The sequence below is a fragment of the Ruegeria sp. CDSC025 genome (genome assembly GCF_059610805.1).
Genome location: NZ_JBXWOJ010000011.1, coordinates 99,383 through 118,310, shown reverse-complemented (window position 1 = coordinate 118,310; position 18,928 = coordinate 99,383). Strand labels below are relative to the sequence as shown.

General features: G+C 54.9%; 19 protein-coding genes and 1 pseudogene. 3 read left to right on the top strand and 17 right to left on the bottom strand.

The window, feature by feature from the left end:
* A pseudogene (locus AC2FH8_RS15635) lies at positions 1-114 on the top strand (bifunctional methylenetetrahydrofolate dehydrogenase/methenyltetrahydrofolate cyclohydrolase); the annotation flags it as partial.
* Positions 115-319: 205 nt separating this feature from the next.
* The gene (locus AC2FH8_RS15630) at positions 320-1,063 is read left to right on the top strand and encodes a LytTR family DNA-binding domain-containing protein (protein ID WP_496690180.1); all 744 of its coding nucleotides are present in this window, start codon (positions 320-322) and stop codon (positions 1,061-1,063) included.
* Between the two features lie 6 nt (positions 1,064-1,069).
* Here AC2FH8_RS15630 and pdeM read toward each other — a convergent pair whose 3' ends face one another.
* From pdeM to AC2FH8_RS15555, 15 genes are all read right to left on the bottom strand, one after another.
* A complete protein-coding gene (gene pdeM, locus AC2FH8_RS15625) occupies positions 1,070-1,732 on the bottom strand; it encodes a ligase-associated DNA damage response endonuclease PdeM (RefSeq protein WP_142638200.1) in 663 nt (220 codons plus the stop codon).
* 42 nt (positions 1,733-1,774) lie between these two features.
* Positions 1,775-4,186 carry a ligase-associated DNA damage response DEXH box helicase gene (locus tag AC2FH8_RS15620; RefSeq protein WP_496690179.1) on the bottom strand — a complete coding sequence of 804 codons (2,412 nt, stop codon included), beginning with the start codon at positions 4,184-4,186 and terminating at the stop codon, positions 1,775-1,777.
* Between the two features lie 40 nt (positions 4,187-4,226).
* Positions 4,227-5,534 (bottom strand): DUF8689 domain-containing protein, encoded by a 1,308-nt coding sequence (locus tag AC2FH8_RS15615; protein ID WP_142637954.1) that lies wholly within the window; start codon positions 5,532-5,534, stop codon positions 4,227-4,229.
* A 118-nt stretch (positions 5,535-5,652) separates the two neighbouring features.
* Positions 5,653-6,189, bottom strand: a complete 537-nt coding sequence (locus AC2FH8_RS15610) for a prepilin peptidase (RefSeq protein ID WP_142637956.1) — start codon at positions 6,187-6,189, stop codon at positions 5,653-5,655.
* Positions 6,190-6,192: 3 nt separating this feature from the next.
* The gene (locus tag AC2FH8_RS15605; protein WP_142637958.1) at positions 6,193-7,044 is read right to left on the bottom strand and encodes a tetratricopeptide repeat protein; all 852 of its coding nucleotides are present in this window, start codon (positions 7,042-7,044) and stop codon (positions 6,193-6,195) included.
* Positions 7,045-7,073: 29 nt separating this feature from the next.
* On the bottom strand, positions 7,074-7,655 hold the full coding sequence (locus AC2FH8_RS15600) for a tetratricopeptide repeat protein (RefSeq protein WP_185956705.1): 582 nt from the start codon (positions 7,653-7,655) through the stop codon (positions 7,074-7,076).
* Between the two features lie 6 nt (positions 7,656-7,661).
* Positions 7,662-8,639: a type II secretion system F family protein gene (locus tag AC2FH8_RS15595; RefSeq protein WP_142637960.1), complete on the bottom strand. Its 978-nt coding sequence runs from the start codon at positions 8,637-8,639 to the stop codon at positions 7,662-7,664.
* Between the two features lie 10 nt (positions 8,640-8,649).
* Positions 8,650-9,618: a type II secretion system F family protein gene (locus tag AC2FH8_RS15590; protein WP_142637962.1), complete on the bottom strand. Its 969-nt coding sequence runs from the start codon at positions 9,616-9,618 to the stop codon at positions 8,650-8,652.
* A gap of 11 nt (positions 9,619-9,629) precedes the next feature.
* Positions 9,630-11,072 carry a TadA family conjugal transfer-associated ATPase gene (locus AC2FH8_RS15585; protein ID WP_142637964.1) on the bottom strand — a complete coding sequence of 481 codons (1,443 nt, stop codon included), beginning with the start codon at positions 11,070-11,072 and terminating at the stop codon, positions 9,630-9,632.
* A gap of 24 nt (positions 11,073-11,096) precedes the next feature.
* Positions 11,097-12,332: a CpaE/TadZ family protein gene (locus AC2FH8_RS15580; protein WP_496690178.1), complete on the bottom strand. Its 1,236-nt coding sequence runs from the start codon at positions 12,330-12,332 to the stop codon at positions 11,097-11,099.
* A 194-nt stretch (positions 12,333-12,526) separates the two neighbouring features.
* Entirely contained in the window at positions 12,527-13,156 is a 630-nt protein-coding gene (locus tag AC2FH8_RS15575) for an OmpA family protein (protein ID WP_282027744.1), read from the bottom strand.
* Between the two features lie 17 nt (positions 13,157-13,173).
* A complete protein-coding gene (locus AC2FH8_RS15570) occupies positions 13,174-14,580 on the bottom strand; it encodes a type II and III secretion system protein family protein (RefSeq protein WP_142637970.1) in 1,407 nt (468 codons plus the stop codon).
* A gap of 194 nt (positions 14,581-14,774) precedes the next feature.
* Positions 14,775-15,656, bottom strand: a complete 882-nt coding sequence (gene cpaB, locus AC2FH8_RS15565) for a Flp pilus assembly protein CpaB (protein ID WP_142637972.1) — start codon at positions 15,654-15,656, stop codon at positions 14,775-14,777.
* A gap of 143 nt (positions 15,657-15,799) precedes the next feature.
* The gene (locus tag AC2FH8_RS15560) at positions 15,800-16,009 is read right to left on the bottom strand and encodes a hypothetical protein (RefSeq protein WP_142637974.1); all 210 of its coding nucleotides are present in this window, start codon (positions 16,007-16,009) and stop codon (positions 15,800-15,802) included.
* Positions 16,010-16,090: 81 nt separating this feature from the next.
* The gene (locus AC2FH8_RS15555; RefSeq protein WP_142637976.1) at positions 16,091-16,297 is read right to left on the bottom strand and encodes a hypothetical protein; all 207 of its coding nucleotides are present in this window, start codon (positions 16,295-16,297) and stop codon (positions 16,091-16,093) included.
* 352 nt (positions 16,298-16,649) lie between these two features.
* Here AC2FH8_RS15555 and AC2FH8_RS15550 point away from each other — a divergent pair, with 352 nt between their 5' ends.
* Positions 16,650-17,516 carry a lytic transglycosylase domain-containing protein gene (locus AC2FH8_RS15550; RefSeq protein ID WP_496690177.1) on the top strand — a complete coding sequence of 289 codons (867 nt, stop codon included), beginning with the start codon at positions 16,650-16,652 and terminating at the stop codon, positions 17,514-17,516.
* 43 nt (positions 17,517-17,559) lie between these two features.
* Here the strand turns inward: AC2FH8_RS15550 and AC2FH8_RS15545 are convergent, their stop codons facing one another.
* Entirely contained in the window at positions 17,560-18,186 is a 627-nt protein-coding gene (locus tag AC2FH8_RS15545; protein ID WP_142637980.1) for a 3-oxoacid CoA-transferase subunit B, read from the bottom strand.
* On the bottom strand, positions 18,186-18,890 hold the full coding sequence (locus AC2FH8_RS15540) for a CoA transferase subunit A (protein ID WP_496690176.1): 705 nt from the start codon (positions 18,888-18,890) through the stop codon (positions 18,186-18,188). The genes AC2FH8_RS15545 and AC2FH8_RS15540 overlap by 1 nt, the downstream gene beginning before the upstream one ends.
* Positions 18,891-18,928: the final 38 nt, after the last annotated feature.

Below are 18,928 nucleotides of genomic sequence, written 5' to 3'. Positions count from 1 at the left end.
ACCCCCGTCCCCGGTGGCGTCGGCCCCATGACAATCGCATGCCTGCTGGCCAACACCCTGACCGCCGCATGCCGCGCAAACAAACTCCCCGAACCAGAAGGCCTGACTGTGTGACCCATAGCGGACAGTCGTGCATGTAGATTTTCAGGGCCGGGGTACTCCCCGGCCTAAAATTTGTTAATATGTAAACTAAGTGTGAGATTACGGGCATTGAATGTGCCTGTATTGGTGATAAACTTTCTATTCCAGCCGGTTACGTTGTAATATGGCAAGTCCCCAGTAGTATTGGCTGGACCCGGAGAGTTGTTGTCGAGTGTTTATGTTCACGAAACTGCGCCCAGTTTTCGCCGAAATAGTAGGGTACCGGTTGATTGCCGGGCTGGTTTTCCTTCTGCTATTGTCCTTCGTATTCCAACCATTTCAGGCCATCGAAGTAACCTTTCCTTGGCGCTTGGCCTTCTGGATCGGGGTGATGGCGCTGGCGCTAGGGGTGACCTGCGTCGCAAGAAGACTGTTGCGCAGGTTGTTCGCCGAGACCGAGTTTTCTGGGCGCGACCTTCTGCTGATATCTTTGGTTTTCGTCCTTTTCGTTCCAAGCCTTTGGTTGATGGTCTGGTTGCTGTTTTCGGCCAACGGACTGCCGTGCCCGGATATGTTATCTGTAACATCTTATGGCGCCTTGCTGTCGGTGGGCTTGATCCTGGTGCGGCGTGAGGCATCGAAACCTCAATCCGAATATGCTGAAATTCCGCTGCCGCGCATGTACAAACGGTTGCCGGGATCCTTTCAGGGTCGGGTCTATCGCCTGACGGTCCAAGACCACTATGTGGATGTGGTGACTTCTGAGGGCACGTTTACGATCCGGTCGCGTTTTACCGACGCCATAGAGGAAATGGAACCTATACCGGGCCATTGCACGCACAGATCGCATTGGGTTGTCGATGACGCCATTGCTGGGGTCGAACGTAAGGGTGGCAAGATCATGTTGCGCCTGAAGAACGAAGAGCTTGTTCCGGTCAGCAGGAAATACCGTCCGTTCCTAGAGGAAGATGGTCTGATCTGAGCCGCCCTATCTGGGCATTGGGATCATTTGCGGGATTTTCCCTGTCAGGATCGCCATTGCCTGATCGCTCATCAAGGCGTCCAGAACGTGATCCGAGCTAAAGAGCCCACCAGTATAAGTCCCATAGGCAGGCAGGATCAGACGCGCCTGATCCATCAGGAAGGCGGGGCGGGTGATGGAACGACCGCGAACCCGCACGCGCGCCTTGGGGTGGTAATGTCCCGAAACCTCAGCCTTGCCCTTGGGTTGCGCAATATGACGAAAGACCAGAGGGTCAACTGCATATTCGGCCAAATGGCTTCCGCCCAGATCTACCGGGCCGGGGTCATGGTTTCCTTCGATCCAGACCCAGCGGCGACCGGCCTGCATCGCCGTAATCTGCAGCCTGTCGGGCACACTCAAGGCGTTTAGGGCATCAAGATCATCAAAACTATCCCCAAGGCAAATAACGATGTCAGGCTGCGTGTGCTCGATATCTGCGGCCAATCGGGCCAGGGTGTCCTGGCTGTCATAGGGGGGTAATGTCGTGCCGCCCCGGCGCGCCAAACGCTCGGATTTACCCAGATGCAGATCGGACACGCAAAGCACGCTTTTGTCGGGCCACCAAAGGGCACCAGACCCAAGCGCCAGCAGATTTTGCCCGGCTAAACAGATCGAAACTTCGTTCATGTTACGTTCTTTGCGACGTTCCGCTACCGCGCGCAAGAGGTTTTAGCAAGATTCCAGCCCAGCCTCTTGCAATAGGCGCGCGCTTTCTTCCGCCAGCAGGCGTTCTTCAGCAGCACCTTTGACGGGTACCCTGCCAACCTCAAGAAACAGTGGTGCAGCCAGAGGTGAAACCCGATCCAATCGCATCAGATCTATACGTCCCCCGATCCGCTCGATCAGTGCCTCGACCCGCCCGAAATCGACGAGACCGCGCATGGCCTCTTCTCGGGTGATCTGCATTAACAGGTGATCGGGATCGTATTTCAGCAAAGTATCGTAGAGGATATCTGAGGAAAACGTGGCCTGCCGACCACTTTTGCGCTGACCGGCCATGTTCCGTTCGATCAGCCCTGCAATCGTGGCCGAGGCACGAAAGGTGCGCTTCATTACGGCATTGCCCGCCAGCCAGGTTTCCAAGCCGTTGCGCAGCTCGTCGGGTTGAAATAGCGGACGCGGGTCTATCACCGCGTCCAACCCCCAGATCAGGGTTGCATAGTCGGTGGCAACAAAGCCCAGCGGTGCAAGGTCCGTTTCTTCCATCCGTTTGGTCAGCAACAGCCCCAGCGTCTGCTGGGCGTTGCGACCCGCAAAACCATAGACACACAGGTTTTCGCGCCCATCGTTGGGGAAACTTTCGATCAGTAACCTGTCACGCTGAGGCAGGCGCGAGATATCGCGCTGCAACGCCAGCCAATCCGCGGTATGCGCGGGTAACTGGGGCCAATCAGGCTGTGCAAACAGCCGCAGGATACGGTCGCTCAGCTGCGTCGAGGTCGCAAATTTGGTGCCTGAAAACGTTGCGATCTTGGGCTTCTTATCCGCTCGGCGGCTGACTTCGACCGTCATCTCGCGCAATCCCTCATAGCGCACGATCTGGCCGCCGATCAGAAAGGTATCTCCGTGGGTCAGCGAGGCAGCAAAGGCTTCCTCGACCTCTCCCAGAGGTTTGCCCCCTCGATTGCGTTTCAGGCGGACTTTCAATGTATCTGTGTCCTGAATCGTGCCAAGGTTCATGCGGATACGCTGCGCAGAACGGGGGTCACGCAGCTGCCATTGCCCATCTGGCCGTAGCTGCAGCCTTTGCCACCGATCATAGGCGCGCAGGGCATAGCCCCCGGTTGCACAAAAGTCCAAACAGGCGTCGAACTCTGCTCGGGTCAACTCGGCATAGGGGCCCGCTGCGGTCATTTGCCGGAACAGGTCATCGGCCAAGAATGGCCCGGATGCTGCGGCAATCAGGATATGTTGACACAACACATCGCGTGGACCTGCGCCGCGGGGATCACCGTCCAGATCATGAGCTTTTACAGCCTCAAGTGCCGCTATGCATTCCACAACTTCGAAGCGGTTTGCGGGCACTAACAATGCTTTGGAGGGGGCGTTGTATCTGTGATTTGCGCGCCCGATGCGCTGAACCAGCCTTTTGACGTTTTTGGGCGCCCCGATCTGAATGACCAGGTCGACATCGCCCCAATCAATACCAAGATCCAGACTGCCTGTGCAGACGATCGCGCGCAGCTCACCGCGAACCATTGCGGCCTCGACACGTTCGCGTTGCTGCCTGTCCAGACTGCCGTGATGAATGCCAATCGGCAGCCCGTCTTCGTTGGCAAGCCAGAGGTTGTGAAAGAAAATCTCGGCCTGTGCGCGGGTGTTGTGAAAGATAAGCGTCGTCTTATGCTTCCGGATCTGGTCCAGAACGGCAGGGATGGAATAGGCCGCGCCACCGCCCGACCACGGAGGCATTTCCGGTGTTTCCAACATTTGGATATCGGGGTCAGGCCCAGGATCGGCCTCAACGATCCGGCAGGGATCAGGGTGACGTGCCAGAAATCGGGCAATCGCATTGGGGTCTTCGACCGTTGCAGACAGGCCCACCCTGCGCAGGTCCGGGCAGAGCCCCTGCAGACGGGCCAGCGCCAGCATCAGCTGGTCGCCACGCTTGCTCTCGGCCAGGGCGTGGATTTCATCGACAACCACCCGTTGCACGCCCTGAAACATCCGCCCGGCGTCTTCGTAAGAGGTCAGCAGGGCCAGGCTTTCAGGTGTGGTCAAAAGGATCTGCGGTGGGTCAACCCGCTGACGCTTTTTCTGTGTGGCTGAAGTATCTCCGGTGCGGTCCTCAATCCGGACGGCCAGGCCCATTTCCTCGGCTGGGCCACGCAGGTTTCGCCGGATATCTGCCGCCAGCGCCTTGAGAGGGGAGACGTAGATTGTATGCAGGCCATCATGGTTTCGCTCTGCCAGATCGGCCAGCGTGGGCAGAAATCCGGCCATTGTCTTGCCCCCGCCGGTGGGGGCGATCAGCAACGTCGCCGGTTCAAGGGCCCGGTCGTACATGTCCTGCTGATGCGGGTGGATGGACCAACCTTTGTCTTCAAACCAGTCAGTAATCCGGGCGGGAATCTGCGTCATAAAGGCAGATTACCCGGCCCGTCAGCGAAATGGCATTAGGTTATTTGACGATTTTCTCATCTTTGACGAACATGTTGGCCCAAGCGCGTTCAATCAGATCGGGGCTCATCTGATAGGGGATGCCCTCGAATTCGCAGATCGAGATCATCTGATCAATCAGGAATATCGGCTGATAGTTCGCATAGATGTTGTCGATGGTCGGGTATTTGACCTTTAGCAGATGGACCAATGCGGCCTCGTCCAGAGGCATCCCGCGTTTGCGGGCCACCATGGCGAAGATTTTCAGGAAGTTCTCTTGGTTCGGACCGTCAATCTTGATCTTGAAGAAGATCCGGCGCAAAGCGGCTTGGTCAAAGATCTCGTTGGGGTGAAAGTTGGTCGAAAAGATGACCAGCGTGTCAAAGGGCACTTCGAATTTTTCACCCGATTGCAGGCCAAGGATATCCTTGTTCTCTTCCAGTGGAACAATCCAGCGGTTGATCAGGGCCTGAGGTGGTTCCTGCTGACGGCCAAGGTCGTCAACGATAAAGATGCCGCCTGTCGATTTCAGCTGCAGCGGGGCCTGATAGGTCCGCGCCGTAGGGTTATAAACCAGATCGAGCATGCTGAGTGACAGTTCACCGCCAGTCACAACAGTTGGTCTTTCACATTGGACATAGCGCGAATCAAACCGCTTGCGGCGGCGCAAGCTATTGGGGTCATCTGCTTCTTGTTCGATGGCTGTGTGTACAATCGGGTCATACACCGTGATCACCTGACCAGCGTATTCGATGGCATATGGGACATAGACATTATCGCCCAACGCATCCCGAATACCGTTCGAGATAGAGGATTTACCATTACCTGGAGGTCCATACATCAGGATTGATCGGCCTGCACTGACCGCGGGTCCAAGGTGGTCCAGCAGGCTGTCAGGCAGAACCAGATGTCCCATTGCCCCGGTCAACTGGTCGCGGGAAACCTGGATATTCCGGATCGACTGGCGTTTTACCTGCTCGCGGTACACATCCAACGGGACGGGCATGGCGCCGAAATATTCGGACTGGCTCAGCGCATCCAATGCACGCGCTTTGCCCGCATCGGTCAGTTGATACCCCATCTCATTGCCGCTGTTGGCGTTCAAAGTACCGGTTGCTTCCAGCAGCTTTTGTTCGCGGGCAAGGTCGATCAATTCCTGTGTGACAGAACCCGGCAAGCAGATCGCTTGGGCAACTTCGGAAACTGTATCTACGGTTTTACGAAAGATAGTTTTCAGCAGGATATCCCGCATCATAACAATAGGAAGCTGCATATCGCCCAACCCCTTTGGGGTAGGGGGGGCCATTACCGAGGTTGTCTGCATATTCATGAGCGTTGCCCGTCTAATTCAGTATTCACGCCAATAGCCCTGAAAAGGGCCCTTTGACGAAAATTTGGCCGGGCTTTGTGTCAGTTCCAAGGCGGGGACAAGGCGGACTGATGATAGTTTACGAGCCGTAAACAGTTCCAAGTATCAGGTAGATGGCCAGGGTTGCACCAAGCGCGAAACCCATTGGAAATTGTTTGTCCCGACGCCAGCTTTCCCAATCTGGGGCAATAGCTCTGAGGGCGGTATGTTTGGCCAATCGATGCGTGACAAAGGCCGCCAAGGTGGTCGACATCAGGATCAACAATACCAATGTGAAATCGCCCATCCAAACAAAGGCTGAGGCCGCGGCTATGAATTTTGCGTCTCCGGCTCCCATAATGCCGGCTGCGTTGAGCAGAATGCCGATGACCAGCATTACAACTATATGTAACAGCTGCCACAAATAGGGTGGGAGGGACACAGAAAACGGGCCGGTAATCCAACCATCCGACCAGGGCGGCAGGACAAACAAACCGATGACCGCAAATACCGAAGCCAGTGCTACTACGGCGTGATTCTTGATGAGCATGTCACGCAGGTCGGTGAAGGCCACGTAATAGCAGATCGGCAGTACGAACGGCAAAAACCAGGCCGCAGCACCCGCTGGAATATGCATGTATCAGGCTTCCTCAAGCGCGCGCAGGGATCGAACGGCTTCGTCGTAATGTTGCGGATGGGTGGCGATCGCTTCGCGGAACAGGTTCTTGGCCGTCGCCACATCACCGCGTTTCACCGCCGAGATGGCCATTGTGTTCAACAACATCGCGCGTTCGACCTGAGACATGGGAACGACAGGCATGCTGTAATTGCCCTGTGCAGCCCGGGCGAGGACCAGATTGTTCTTTGCCGTGAATAGAGAGTTATCCTGTCGAATGGCCTCGGTGAATAACCGTTCGGCTTCGTCGTACTGGCCGCGCGTCAGCTTGGAATATCCCCAGTTGTTCATCACACCACCGGGGCGGGTCGTCAGACCCACGGCGGTTTCATAGAAATGATCCGCGCGTTTCCAGTTTTTTTGTGAATCCGCGACGACGGCTTCCAGGCGGTAGCGTTTGAAAGATTCAAAAGTCGGCGGGATCGAATCCAATGTCGATTTGGCCTGTGACCAGTTCCCGGAACGTACCAGAGAATCTGCGTATTCGACCTTGTCTACATTGGTCGCACCGCTCATCGTGGTGACTTTTTTCCAGGCGGCGGTTGCCTCGGTCGTCCGTTTAGCGCGCGCCAGTGAAATCGCCAGCCCACGTTGCAGGTCTATACGACCCGGGTTCTTGGCGGCGGCACCCTGGAAATAGGTAACGGCTTCGTTCGGATCGGCGGCCGACAGAAGAACGTCGTTCAGGTTGGTTTCGTCAATGACGTTCACCTCCTGAAATGTACGCTCGACCTTTTCTTCTTCGGACTCTTTTTCACAGGCTGAGAGGATCAGCCCGCAGATTGCGATAGACGGAATCAAGAATTGTTGGCGCATTTTTGCGTCCCTTACTGCTCTTGCCTATGTTACGGGAGCTTGCGCAGCATGAATTGCCCGTCGCCTTGCTGCTCCAGTGTGTATTCTTGTTCTTGAGGGGTATTATTATCAGTATTTTCCATTTTTGCGAGAGCTAACCGCAGATTGTCCCGGATTGCGTCACTTTCGCCATTATCGAGAGCATAGGCCCGGCGAAAGACCTGAGCGGCCTCGGGGTATTCACCGATTTCCATCAGCAACACACCCAGATTGTTCCAGGCGACAGACCATTCGGGGTCATCTTCAACCGCACGGCGCAGCAGTGTTTCCGCCTGTCCAAGCCTCCGAAGGCCCAGATTTGCCGTCCCCATCGAGGTCAGGATCTGCGTTGTCATTCCCTGATTGAGCGCTGCGCGGATAAAGGCATCCAACGCAAGCTCGTATTCACCCGAAGCCATCAGCCGGTTGCCAACTGCGATCTGATCCTCGGCCGGGGCTTTACGATCAATGCCAGGTGCATCCAGATCCCCGGAGGACCCCGTTTCCGTGCAAGAAGCCACCGTGGCAAGAACCACGGTGGCCTGTAACACGCGGCGTATCCCCGTTTGGATGCACCTGGGTTTCAATTTCATAGGCTATTAGCCTCCGCCGAATTCAGCGATGCCTTTGGCCGAGGGTCCAACCAGAATGACCAGCAACGGTGGCACCGTCAGCATCATAGTGGCGAGTGTCATTTTGGTTGGCAACTTGTTAGCGGCCTCTTCGGCGCGCATCACGCGCTTATCTCGCATCTCGCCAGCGTAAACCCGCAAAGCTTCGGCGATGGATGTACCGAATGTTGCCGATTGGATCATCACCGTCACAAATGAGTTAACATCCTGAACGCCACAGCGCGTACCAAAATCGCGAAGAACCGTATCCTTGTCCTTACCGGCCTTCAATTCGTGGGCGACGACTTCAAATTCAAGCGAAATCTCAGGGTAGGAAGCTTTCATTTCGCGTGCGACGCGAACGATGGCCTGGTCCAGCGACTGGCCAGCCTCGACACAGACCAGCATCAGGTCAAGAGTATCGGGAAAGCCTGCGGTGATCGCTTCTTGCCGTTCTGCGACCCTTCGGGTGATCCAATAGCGTGGCAGAAAATACCCGGCGGCCGACGGGACAAGAACTCGTATTATCATCTGCTGTGCGGTAAATTCCTGACCGTCGGAAAGGACAGTGACCAGCAAAACACCAATCACAATTCCGATGATGCCCAAGGAAAATTGAGCGAAGTGGAAGAACCGAACTGCGTCCTTTGATTGATACCCCGCCTGCCGCAGTTTCAGCTGCATGGCAGACAGTTCTTCCTTATTCTGTGGCTCAAGGAAGTTGGCAAACTTCTCAAGCTGCTCGTTTCGCCCGCTGGTTCTGAGCTTGTCCTTTTTGACCTTCTTATCCTGTCGAGGGGCTGCATTAGAACGCTGCAGTTTCTTCAGGGGATCTTCTGGCTGGCTCAGGATCAAGGGGACTGTGATCAAGATCATGAACAGTCCAAGTACACCAACCACGATCAGTGGACCGAAGGGGCCAAGGAGCTCGGTTAGAAAGTCATTTATTTGGGTCAGGATTTCCATGGTGGTGTCCTCAGACCTTGATGTCGGTTAGAATGCGCATGACGATCAGGTTCAGTGTCAGCATGATGCCGACAAAGAAACAGGCAGGAATGAACCATGGGTGATCCATAACTTCGTCATAGTACCCGGGGTCGTTCACCAAAATGAATCCCAGGCAGAACAGTGGAAATCCAGATAGGAATTTTCCTGACCATTTTGCCTCGGCTGTGATAGCGTTGACGCGCCGGAAAAGTCGAAAACGGGCCCGGATCACCTTGGCCAGACCGGCCAGAATTTCGGCCAGGTTACCACCGGATTGCTGTTGGATGCCGACGGCCACTGCCAAAAACCGTAGATCCTGCATATCCAGTCGTTGTGCCAGATCTTTGAGAGATTCACCGACGTCACGGCCATAGGCACATTCATCAGCGATAACTCCGAATTCAGTGGCGAGTGGATCCTGGACTTCATTTGCGACGATTTGAATGGTGGACACAAAAGGGTTCCCGACGCGAAGCGACCGAACCATCAATTCCACAGCATCTGGCAACTGTTCTTCCAGCATTGCCATACGCTTTTTGGCCTTGTTGTTTACCCACGCATAGACACCACCAACACCGATTGCGACCGAAATTGCGGCCCGCATTATGGTTTCCGTTCCCGTTGCAATGCTGAGCCCCATGAAGGCAAAGCCTGTCACCAACACCATAATCAGGATCAACTGACGGGGTGTGAAGGCGATGGCGGCCTTCTGAGCCTTGTCCGCCAACAGGGAATAGAGCGGAATACTCTGGGACTTCATATGCTGCTGCATTTCCTTGCGCAGCTGTTCCAGAACTTGTTCGCGCCCGACGCCTTTATCCAGCATGTCCAGACGGCGGTTCACGCGGCTGTTCAGACTGATGGATTTTCCGAAGGCAACCAGATAGATTCCTTCCACCAACGCAAGTACGCCTACGAAGATCGCGACGTAGATCAGTGCCTCCATAGGCAGTTGCATTTCAAGATCTCCTACATAGTCGTTGGTTCGTAAATCGAAGGGGGCAGATCATAGCCCCACAGACGGAAGCGTTCGGAGTAGTGGCTGCGAACGCCTGTCGCGGTAAAATGGCCAATGATCTTGTTGTCGGGCGTTAATCCAACGCGTTGAAAACGAAAGATTTCCTGCATGGAAATCACATCGCCTTCCATACCAGTGATTTCGGTGATCGAAGTCATACGCCGCGAGCCGTCCTGCAGGCGGCTTGCCTGAACGATCAGGTTCACAGCACTGGAGATCTGGCTACGGACGGCCTTGATCGGCATTTCGATCCCGGCCATCGCGATCATGTTTTCAAGGCGCGAAATCCCGTCTCGGGCCGAGTTCGCGTGGATCGTTGTCATCGAGCCATCATGGCCAGTGTTCATGGCCTGTAGCATGTCGATAACTTCCGATCCCCGTGTCTCACCCACGATGATACGGTCGGGACGCATACGAAGGGCGTTTTTCAGACAGTCGCGGGGGCTGACTTCACCCTTGCCTTCGACGTTAGGCGGGCGGCTTTCCATCCGGCCAACATGAGACTGTTGCAGCTGGAGTTCCGCTGTATCCTCGATGGTCAGAATACGCTCGGCGTCGTCGATAAAGCTGGACAATGCGTTTAGCGTGGTTGTTTTACCGGAACCGGTACCGCCCGAAACGATCACATTCAGGCGTGTAGATACAGCAGCCTGCAGATAGGCGGCCATTTCTTCGGTGAAGGCACCAAAATTCACCAGGTCATCAATGGCCAGCTTATCTTTTTTGAACTTACGAATGGATACCAGCGAGCCGTCAACGGCAATCGGTGGCACCATGGCGTTGAAACGCGAGCCATCCGCCAGACGGGCGTCCACATAGGGGTTGGATTCGTCAACACGGCGGCCCACGGCGGATACGATCTTGTCGATGATCCGCATCAGGTGCTTTTCGTCTTTAAAGGTAACGTCGCTAATTTCTAGCTTACCGAACCGTTCAACAAAAATTTGCTGCGGGCCGTTGACCAGAATATCGCTGACAGAGTCGTCCTGAAGCAAGGTCTCGAGAGGGCCAAGACCGGTTACTTCGTCATACAGTTCCTTGTTCAGCTGTTGCCGGTCGTCGCGGTTTAGAACGATGTTGCGGGATTCCAGAACCTCACTGGCAATCGCACTGATTTCCGAGCGCAGCTCGGATTCTCCAGCTTTCTCAAGGGCCGCAAGGTTCAGGTTTTCAAGAAGCTCGCGGTGGAGTTCGATCTTGATTTCGCCCAGACGCTCTTTGCGCTTGCGTTCCTTGTCCGCCCCTACAACCTCGACCGCCTTTTTGGGGGTGGGTCGCCGGGCAACAGCAGTAGCGGTTGATGCTTGCTCCGCTGCAGGTGCAGGTGTGGCCTCGGGCGATTTAGCCGGTGCCTGGACCGGTTGTGCTTCGGGTTTTTTATATCTTGAAAACACGGCGGCTCTCCCTGTGGGATTGTGTTATGCGGCTTCGGCGCTACTGCTGCCCAGGCTGTGCAGCGACTTCGCAAGCTTTGCGATTTCCTTGCGCAGTGGGTTCTTGGCCGCAGCGTTGGCCAATGGCAGACCGTGATCACCGCTTTGCATCACCGGTTTGCCGCCATCCGGCAGTTGAAGATCAATAGAGATACCCAGGCTTTCACCCATGCGCTTGACCCGGCCCTTACCATTCAGATCGGTAAATTTCGGGGCGCGATTGAGAGCGAAACGCAACTTATTGAAGGGTAGTTCCTCGGCCTGTAAAGCGCGCTTGAGGCGCAATGCGTTCTGAGCCGAACGCATGTCCAGTTCTATCAGGGCAAAGTAAACATGGGCGGCCTGCAGTACAGTTTCCGACCAGTGAACCAATGTCGTTGGCATGTCGACGATCACATAATCGAAGTGCTTTCGTGCCTTTTCGATCACCCGTTCGATATCTTCTTGCGTAATCAGATCCAAAGGCACCATATCCGACGGCGCAGTTAGCACCTGCAGCTTGTCCTCATAGGACTGAAGCGCCTGGGTAAAGAGGTCATCATCCATTGCCGCCGTATCAGACAGCATCTCGAATACAGTTTCTCGACGGGGAAGATCCAGATATGTCGAAACCGTTCCGTATTGCAGGTCCAGGTCAATCAAACAAACCGAAGGGGCCTCTTTGTCAGAGACCGTTGCCAGTTCCCAAGCTAGGTTGACGGCCATAGTCGTCGACCCGACCCCACCGGCAAGTCCTTGAACCACAAACAAAGCACCCTCTTTAGAGTCGCCAGCTGCACGTGCGGCATCTGATCCGGGGGCAACGGCGACGGGTTCGGGTTTGTTCATCCGGTCGATTGCTTCTTGCAATTCACCTTCTGGAAGAGGGTAGGGGACGAATTCGTCCGCGCCCTTGCGCAACAACTGATGCAGCGAAGCCGGGGTCACGTCCTCGGCAATCAGAACTATTTTGATTTTTTTGTCTTTGGCCTGTGTGATGATTTCACCCATCAGTGACAGGTTGTCTTCATCCTCGCCATCAATGGCCAACGCGACAAATTGCAGTGAATTCGCCTCGGGTTGGTTGAAAAATGTCAGGGCTTCGGCAAAGCCGAGATCGCCCCAACGCTCACCCAAAGCGCCTTCCATATCTTCTATAAGCAGATCGAAATTCTGGACATCACGACTAATCGTGCAGGCCAGAATTGCAGTCTCTTCGTTTTGCGGCGTGGCGCTTGTCATTAACACAATCCTCGTCGAAGGGTAGGCGAACCATCCTGGCCCAGAGGACAGGATTGGCTTGCTGTCACCCTATTGCGGCCATTTTCGGACGCAGGTCACCCAATTGTTGAAAATGTGGCTTGGAACTTAGGCAAGAATTAGGCGCAAAAGAACCAATTGTAGGGAATTGGGCGACGATGTCGCCCAATCACAGTTTATTGTTCGCTTGTATCGCCAATAGCTGTTTCGCGGCGCAGCTGGGATTCATAAACCGCGCTTTCCACGTACTCACGATTGACGATAGCGGCGTATTTGCCATCGAGTAGCTGGGGTGCACGATCAACGAAGCCTGATACTTCGGTCACGGTGCGCCTGTTGCGACGGTCTCGATCCGGCGTAGCCACGAGAGGTCGAGACTTACCGAATGAAACAACCGCCTCCAACCGCGAGCGAGAGATACCCTGCCGCGTAAGGAACGCAACAGCCGCATTCGCGCGCCGCTGGCCCAGGCTTTGGTTATATGCCGTTGATCCAACAGCATCCGTATGGCCATAGACCCGGAACCGTGCCTCGGGGAACTGTTTGATCCAGTTCGCCTGACGCAAGAGTACTCGCTGAGCTGTTTCGTCCAGTTGCGCGCTGTTGAAATCAAAGTTGATCTGGGTCGGCACTTCGGCTGCGAACCGTTGGCCCAGGATCTGGGCATATGTCAGTTCGCCATTCATTACTTGAATGTTATTCAGTGTCGCATTCCCGAACGCGCCTTGATCGGCTTCGTATCCGGCCTCACGCGTACATGCGGCGACAGCGACCGAAAGACCCAGTGTGATGATCCACTTCTGCATTGGTCCTATCCTCCTAATCAATCCAGGACGTAGCCGTACGAGCTACCGAAGTCCTGATTCGCGACTTCCGAAGCTGCACCGGCACCCAGACGTTCAGTCCGACCGACTTTGCCATTAACGAACAGATCAAATTCGCTGGGTGGTTTGACCCGATCCGTAGGCAGAGCCAGTGCCTCACCACGTGTCGGCGACACAAGGTGGGCTGTGATGATGATCACCAGTTCACTTTGCTGACGCTGATATTCCGCGCTGCGGAAGAGGGCGCCAAGAACCGGGACGTCACCCAACCAAGGAATCTGGCTGTTCAGGTCGGTGAAATCATCCTGGATCAAGCCAGCGATCGCAAAGCTTTCACCATCGCGCAGCTCAACCGTTGTGCTGGTCTGGCGTGTGATGAAAGATGGAACATTATCACCTTGAATGGTGAAGTTCGACGAACCATCGATAGCTGACACGGCAGCAGCCATTTCAAGGTTGATCAGATCACCATCCACAACGCGGGGGATAAAGTCGATTTCAACACCGAAGGCTTTGTATTCAATCGCAATTACGCCGTCGTCCTGCGGTACCGGAATAGGAACTTCACCACCTGCAAGGAACGTCGCTTCCTGACCCGAAAGTGCGGATAGGTTAGGCTCTGCTAGGCTGCGCGCCAGTCCTTTGGACTCGAGTGCCTCCAGCAGCAGACGAACCTGTGTGGAGCCTGCGCCAAAGCCGAACAGAATTGCGCCGGTATTCGTCTGTACCGCCGGAATGTTGTTGTTCAGGGCATTTGCCAAAGCACCAGCATTGTTCAGCGTGTTGATACCGCCAGTCACATCACTGCCGCCGAAACCAAGCGATGCAGTCAGGCTTTTAGCCACCGACCGATTCATCTCGGCAAAGCGCACTTTCAGCATGACCTGCTGAACGCCGCCAACCGACATCAGGTTCGATACGCGCTCCGGTGCATAGCGCTCTGCCAGCTCCAATGCCCGCGCCAACTTGGCAGCGCTAGAAATTGTGCCAGAAAGAACGATACCGTCATTGGCGGTGCGAACTTCGATAGGCTCGGTTGGCAAAATCTGGCGCAGACGTTCTTTAAACTCGGTAACATCCGGTGCCACACGGACCCGAACATTAGCAAGTAGATTACCTGCACCGTCGAACAATGTCAGGGTCGTCAGGCCAGGAGCCTTACCCAAAACATAGATAGTACGATCCGAAAGCGACGAAATATCAGCGATGCCTGCATTGGCGATGCTGAGCTCGGCAAACGGTTGCTCACTTTCTACAACTATTGCGCGGTTCATTGGCACATCAAGCGTTTCCGCTGTACCCTTCTTTACCACGCGAAGTGTTTCAGCCCAGGCAGCATTGCCGACTGGGCCAACTACGAGCGCCAAGCCCAATAGGGCTGCGCTTATCCAGGAACTTCTTTTCATGTGACCTGCCTCTCCGATCACGCCTCGTTTTTTGCGGCTACTGCCTTATGTCTGATAACACTGCGCGAATTGAGAATTTATTGCAATAATCAATGGTTTCTGGAATTTTCCTTATGTGGACAATGCGCAACATGCGAACAAATTAGGGCCGCGCAATTCGCGCGGCCCCGGTCATGTAACGCACTGATTTTCTGTTAATTTGTGCAGGGTGTTACTATTCCCGTGTCGACGATCTCGGCACCGCGGCGCGTCTTGACCGTACAGACCTCTTCCGCGATTTTGGGTGCCACGGGGACGACATCTTTAATGCCCAGAAGTTTTCTTTGGTCAACTTCGACCGCGCTTGCGATTGTGTCGTCTTGCACGCCAACCAGCGCCAAAGACAGGCGGCCGGTGTTCTGAGCCTGAGCCAGTGCCGCGATTTGTTCCGGAGTAGCAGCGACCGTAACGGTGCGCGCGATCGTGGCTCCGGTCAGATCGGACCCGGCGCTCTGGTCAACAGCGATCAACTCAATGCTGGTTTGAATCAGGCGGGTGATTTCGCCGCGCGACCCATCGATTCCGCCACCATACGAACCGGTCCAATAAACATCGATACTGTCACCAGGGCGAAGGAAGCCGGATACGCCCGAGGCAACGTCCACGCTGATTGCAAATGCGCGCTTACCTTTCGCGATTCGTGATGTCAGACCCGCTGCCTCGCCTGGTTTGGTTACTTTGACCTCCATCAGGGCTTCGTCTTTTTCCATGGTCCTCAGAACGAAGCGGTCGCCACTTGCATCCTCTGGAAACAGGACGGCCATTTCAAGGAAGCTTCCTTCGGGAATTGCATCCTCAGGCCATTTCACGATCCGCACATCTTCAGCGGCCAGACGCTCACCATACTTAAGAGCACGGTTCGAAACCAGAACGTCCACCGTCGGGACGGACTTAACATTTGCCAATGCTTCCTGAGCCGCCAAACGTTCTCTGGCCAATTCCGCCTGATACTGAGAAATATAGTCCCGCGCCATATAAACAGCTCCTCCTGCCAGAGCCACCCCAACAATCAGGACAAGTCCAAATACTGCACGCATGCGCGTTCCCTCATTTATTTGTATGCGATGTCAGTCGTCATAGGGAATACGACTTCAACTGACTATTGGTTACAGGAGAATTGTGTCGAAAAGGGGGACAATGAAGTATTTTTTTGACGCCCGTGTCCTTAGTGCCAGATTGATCAATCTGATTCCGATGCCTGTTCCTGATTCGCAGAATAGACCTCTATACCGCGAAGTGCGTTACCCGTCTCGGTATCGACGTGTTGTACCCCGCCCGTCAAGTTGAATACGGTGACAAGTCCAAGGCCGACCAGCGCAGCAGTAAGCACCACCCAATCAACGGTGATTGCGCCATGTTCCCCGGATAAGAATTTTGAAATACCCTTCATCGCAGGACCTCGTCTTTTTTCTATAAAAAAGGGGGCCGCGATCTGACGAGCGCAGCCCCCTTCAAAATTCTATCTAAATAATTACGGGGTTGTTGGGCCCGCGTTAGGTGCAGTAACAACAACACCCGTCAGGGCGGTGTCAATGTCGCCAGCCAGATCGTCGACACCGTCGCTAACCTGTGTCCAAGCAACAGCGGCCAGGCCAACAACAGCTGCGGTCAGAACGACCCAGTCTACTGTTACGGCGCCGTCTTCGTCAGTGGTGAAGTTCTTGATGAACTTGATCATGTTACGTCCCTCCTAAAGGATCTAATAAGTCTAATGAACCTCGGCGTCTTCCAGAGCTTCGTCTCTCAGTCCGCTCCCGATCGTCTCGGTATGGCATTATGTTTGCCTGTTGGGCGTGGCAGGAATTGGGCCAAACCCCAAATTTTTGTGCCTCAGCTTAACTTTTTGGTAGCCTTCCGATTAACTAATTGAAATTAAAGAAATAAAAATAATCCCTTCGTACGAGTACCGATAAAACCCGATGCAAAATGGCGCCAAATGAGGCGAAATTGCCCCAATTCACATTGTTTTTCTGGCCTTACAGACAGATTCGGGGTTCAAATTGACGCAAAAGAGAACGTGAGGCAGGCAAATGAATCTCCGGAACGCAATAACTTGCGCCGGCTTGGCGCTGGCAGTGGTGTCGGCACCTGTGTCTGTCCCCGCCAACGAAGTCGAACCGCGCGGCGTATATAAACGGATCAAAGCAGCCAAGCCCGGACAGCGCCCGCGCATTACGGTTCAGATATCGCCTACAGAACATGCCTCAGCACCTTCGGCGCCCAGCACAGGGGCTGAGATCGTAGTTCCTGAGATTATCGCGAGGACACGTGTTACGCCTCCGGGGTTTCCGGGAATTACGCCGCAAAACAAACCCGTCGGGTCATATAAAGCGTTCTGGGACAGGATCTCACCCGGGATAGATGAGGCCAGTTCGGGTCGTTTGCAGGACTCGATAAATGCGCTTGCCGCCATAAACGTAGCCTCGCCCCGATTGCAGACGCTTCAGAATATTGCTCAGCGGCAGGGGATCGACATTTTACGCTCGACCGTAGGGACAAATGTGTCGCCTGCGTTGGTGCTGGCCGTCATCTCGGTTGAATCGGCAGGCCGGGAGAAGGCGGAAAGTTCGGCCGGGGCGCAGGGGCTGATGCAGCTTATGCCCGCGACCGCGAAACGATTTGGGGTCGAGGACAGCCTTCACCCGGGGCAGAACATCTCGGGCGGAGTGAAATACCTGAACTGGCTGATGGAAGAGTTTGGAAACGACCCGATCCTGGTCCTGGCCGGATATAATGCGGGCGAGGGTGCGGTTCGCAAACATGGTGGTGTACCGCCTTATGCGGAAACACGGGACTATGTGCCCAAGGTTCTCGCGGCTTTTCAGGTGGCGCGAGCGCTGTGTTCGACACCGCCCGAGTTGATTTCTGACGGGTGCGTGTTTCAGGCTCTTAATTGACCAAGGCCCACACTGAAGTGGGCCTTGCCATTAGGTGAATTGATCAGTCGACAATCGTCGCCTGTGTCGCGGCGCGCATCTCATCTTCGCTGACACCATCTGCGAGCTCTACGATCTTCAGGCCGCCATCGACCACATCCAGAACTCCAAAATTGGTGATGATGCGATCCACAACACCCTTGCCGGTCAGCGGCAGGGTGCACTCTTTCAGCACTTTCGATTCACCGTGTTTGTTGGTGTGATCCATAACCACGATCACACGTCCGACACCTGCAACCAAATCCATCGCGCCGCCCATGCCTTTGACCAGCTTGCCGGGAATCATCCAGTTGGCCAGATCGCCTTTTTCATCCACTTCCATGGCACCCAGGATTGCCGCGGCGATTTTGCCGCCCCGGATCATGGCGAAAGACGTAGCGCTGTCGAAATAAGCAGTCCGAGACAGTTCGGTGATCGTCTGCTTGCCTGCGTTGATCAGGTCCGGGTCTTCGTCGCCCTCGAAAGGAAAGGGACCCATACCAAGCATTCCGTTTTCGGATTGCAGGGTGATATCCTTGTCGCCAACATAATTTGCCACCAGCGTCGGGATACCGATGCCGAGGTTTACATACATGCCGTCTTCCAGCTCTTGCGCCGCGCGGGCGGCCATCTGATTCCGGTCCCAGGGCATTATGCGTCCTCCTTCTTGCGGGTGGTGCGCTGTTCGATGCGCTTTTCGTGATTGCCCTGAATGATACGATGCACGTAAATTCCAGGTAGGTGGATCATGTCAGGGTCCAGAGAGCCACGGGGCACGATCTCTTCAACTTCGACCACACAGATCTTACCGCAAGTGGCGGCGGGCACGTTGAAGTTTCGGGCGGTCTTGCGGAACACTAGATTGCCGGTGTCGTCGGCTTTCCACGCCTTGATAATCGCCAGGTCTGCAAAAATACCTTCTTCGAGAATATAGGTCTCGTCGTTGAAGTCTTTGTGTTCTTTCCCATCGGCAATAACAGTGCCTACGCCCGTTTTTGTGTAGAAACCCGGGATCCCGGCACCACCTGCGCGCATCCGTTCGGCCAGGGTGCCTTGAGGGTTGAATTCCAGTTCAAGCTCACCGCTGAGGTACTGACGCATGAATTCGGCGTTTTCGCCCACATATGAACTGATCATCTTTTTGACCTGCTTCGTTTGCAGCAGGATACCGATACCGAAATCGTCCACGCCCGCATTGTTCGAGGCAAAGGTCAGGTCTTTGGTACCCGAGGTCTTGATTGCCTCAAGCAGAAGCTCGGGAATCCCGCACAGGCCAAACCCGCCAGCGGCGATCAACATGCCATCCGAAAGCACGCCATCGAGCGCTTCGTTGGCATTGGCATAGATTTTCTTCATGGAAAACTCCCCCAATGAGATGGTGTTGGGCAGGTTGT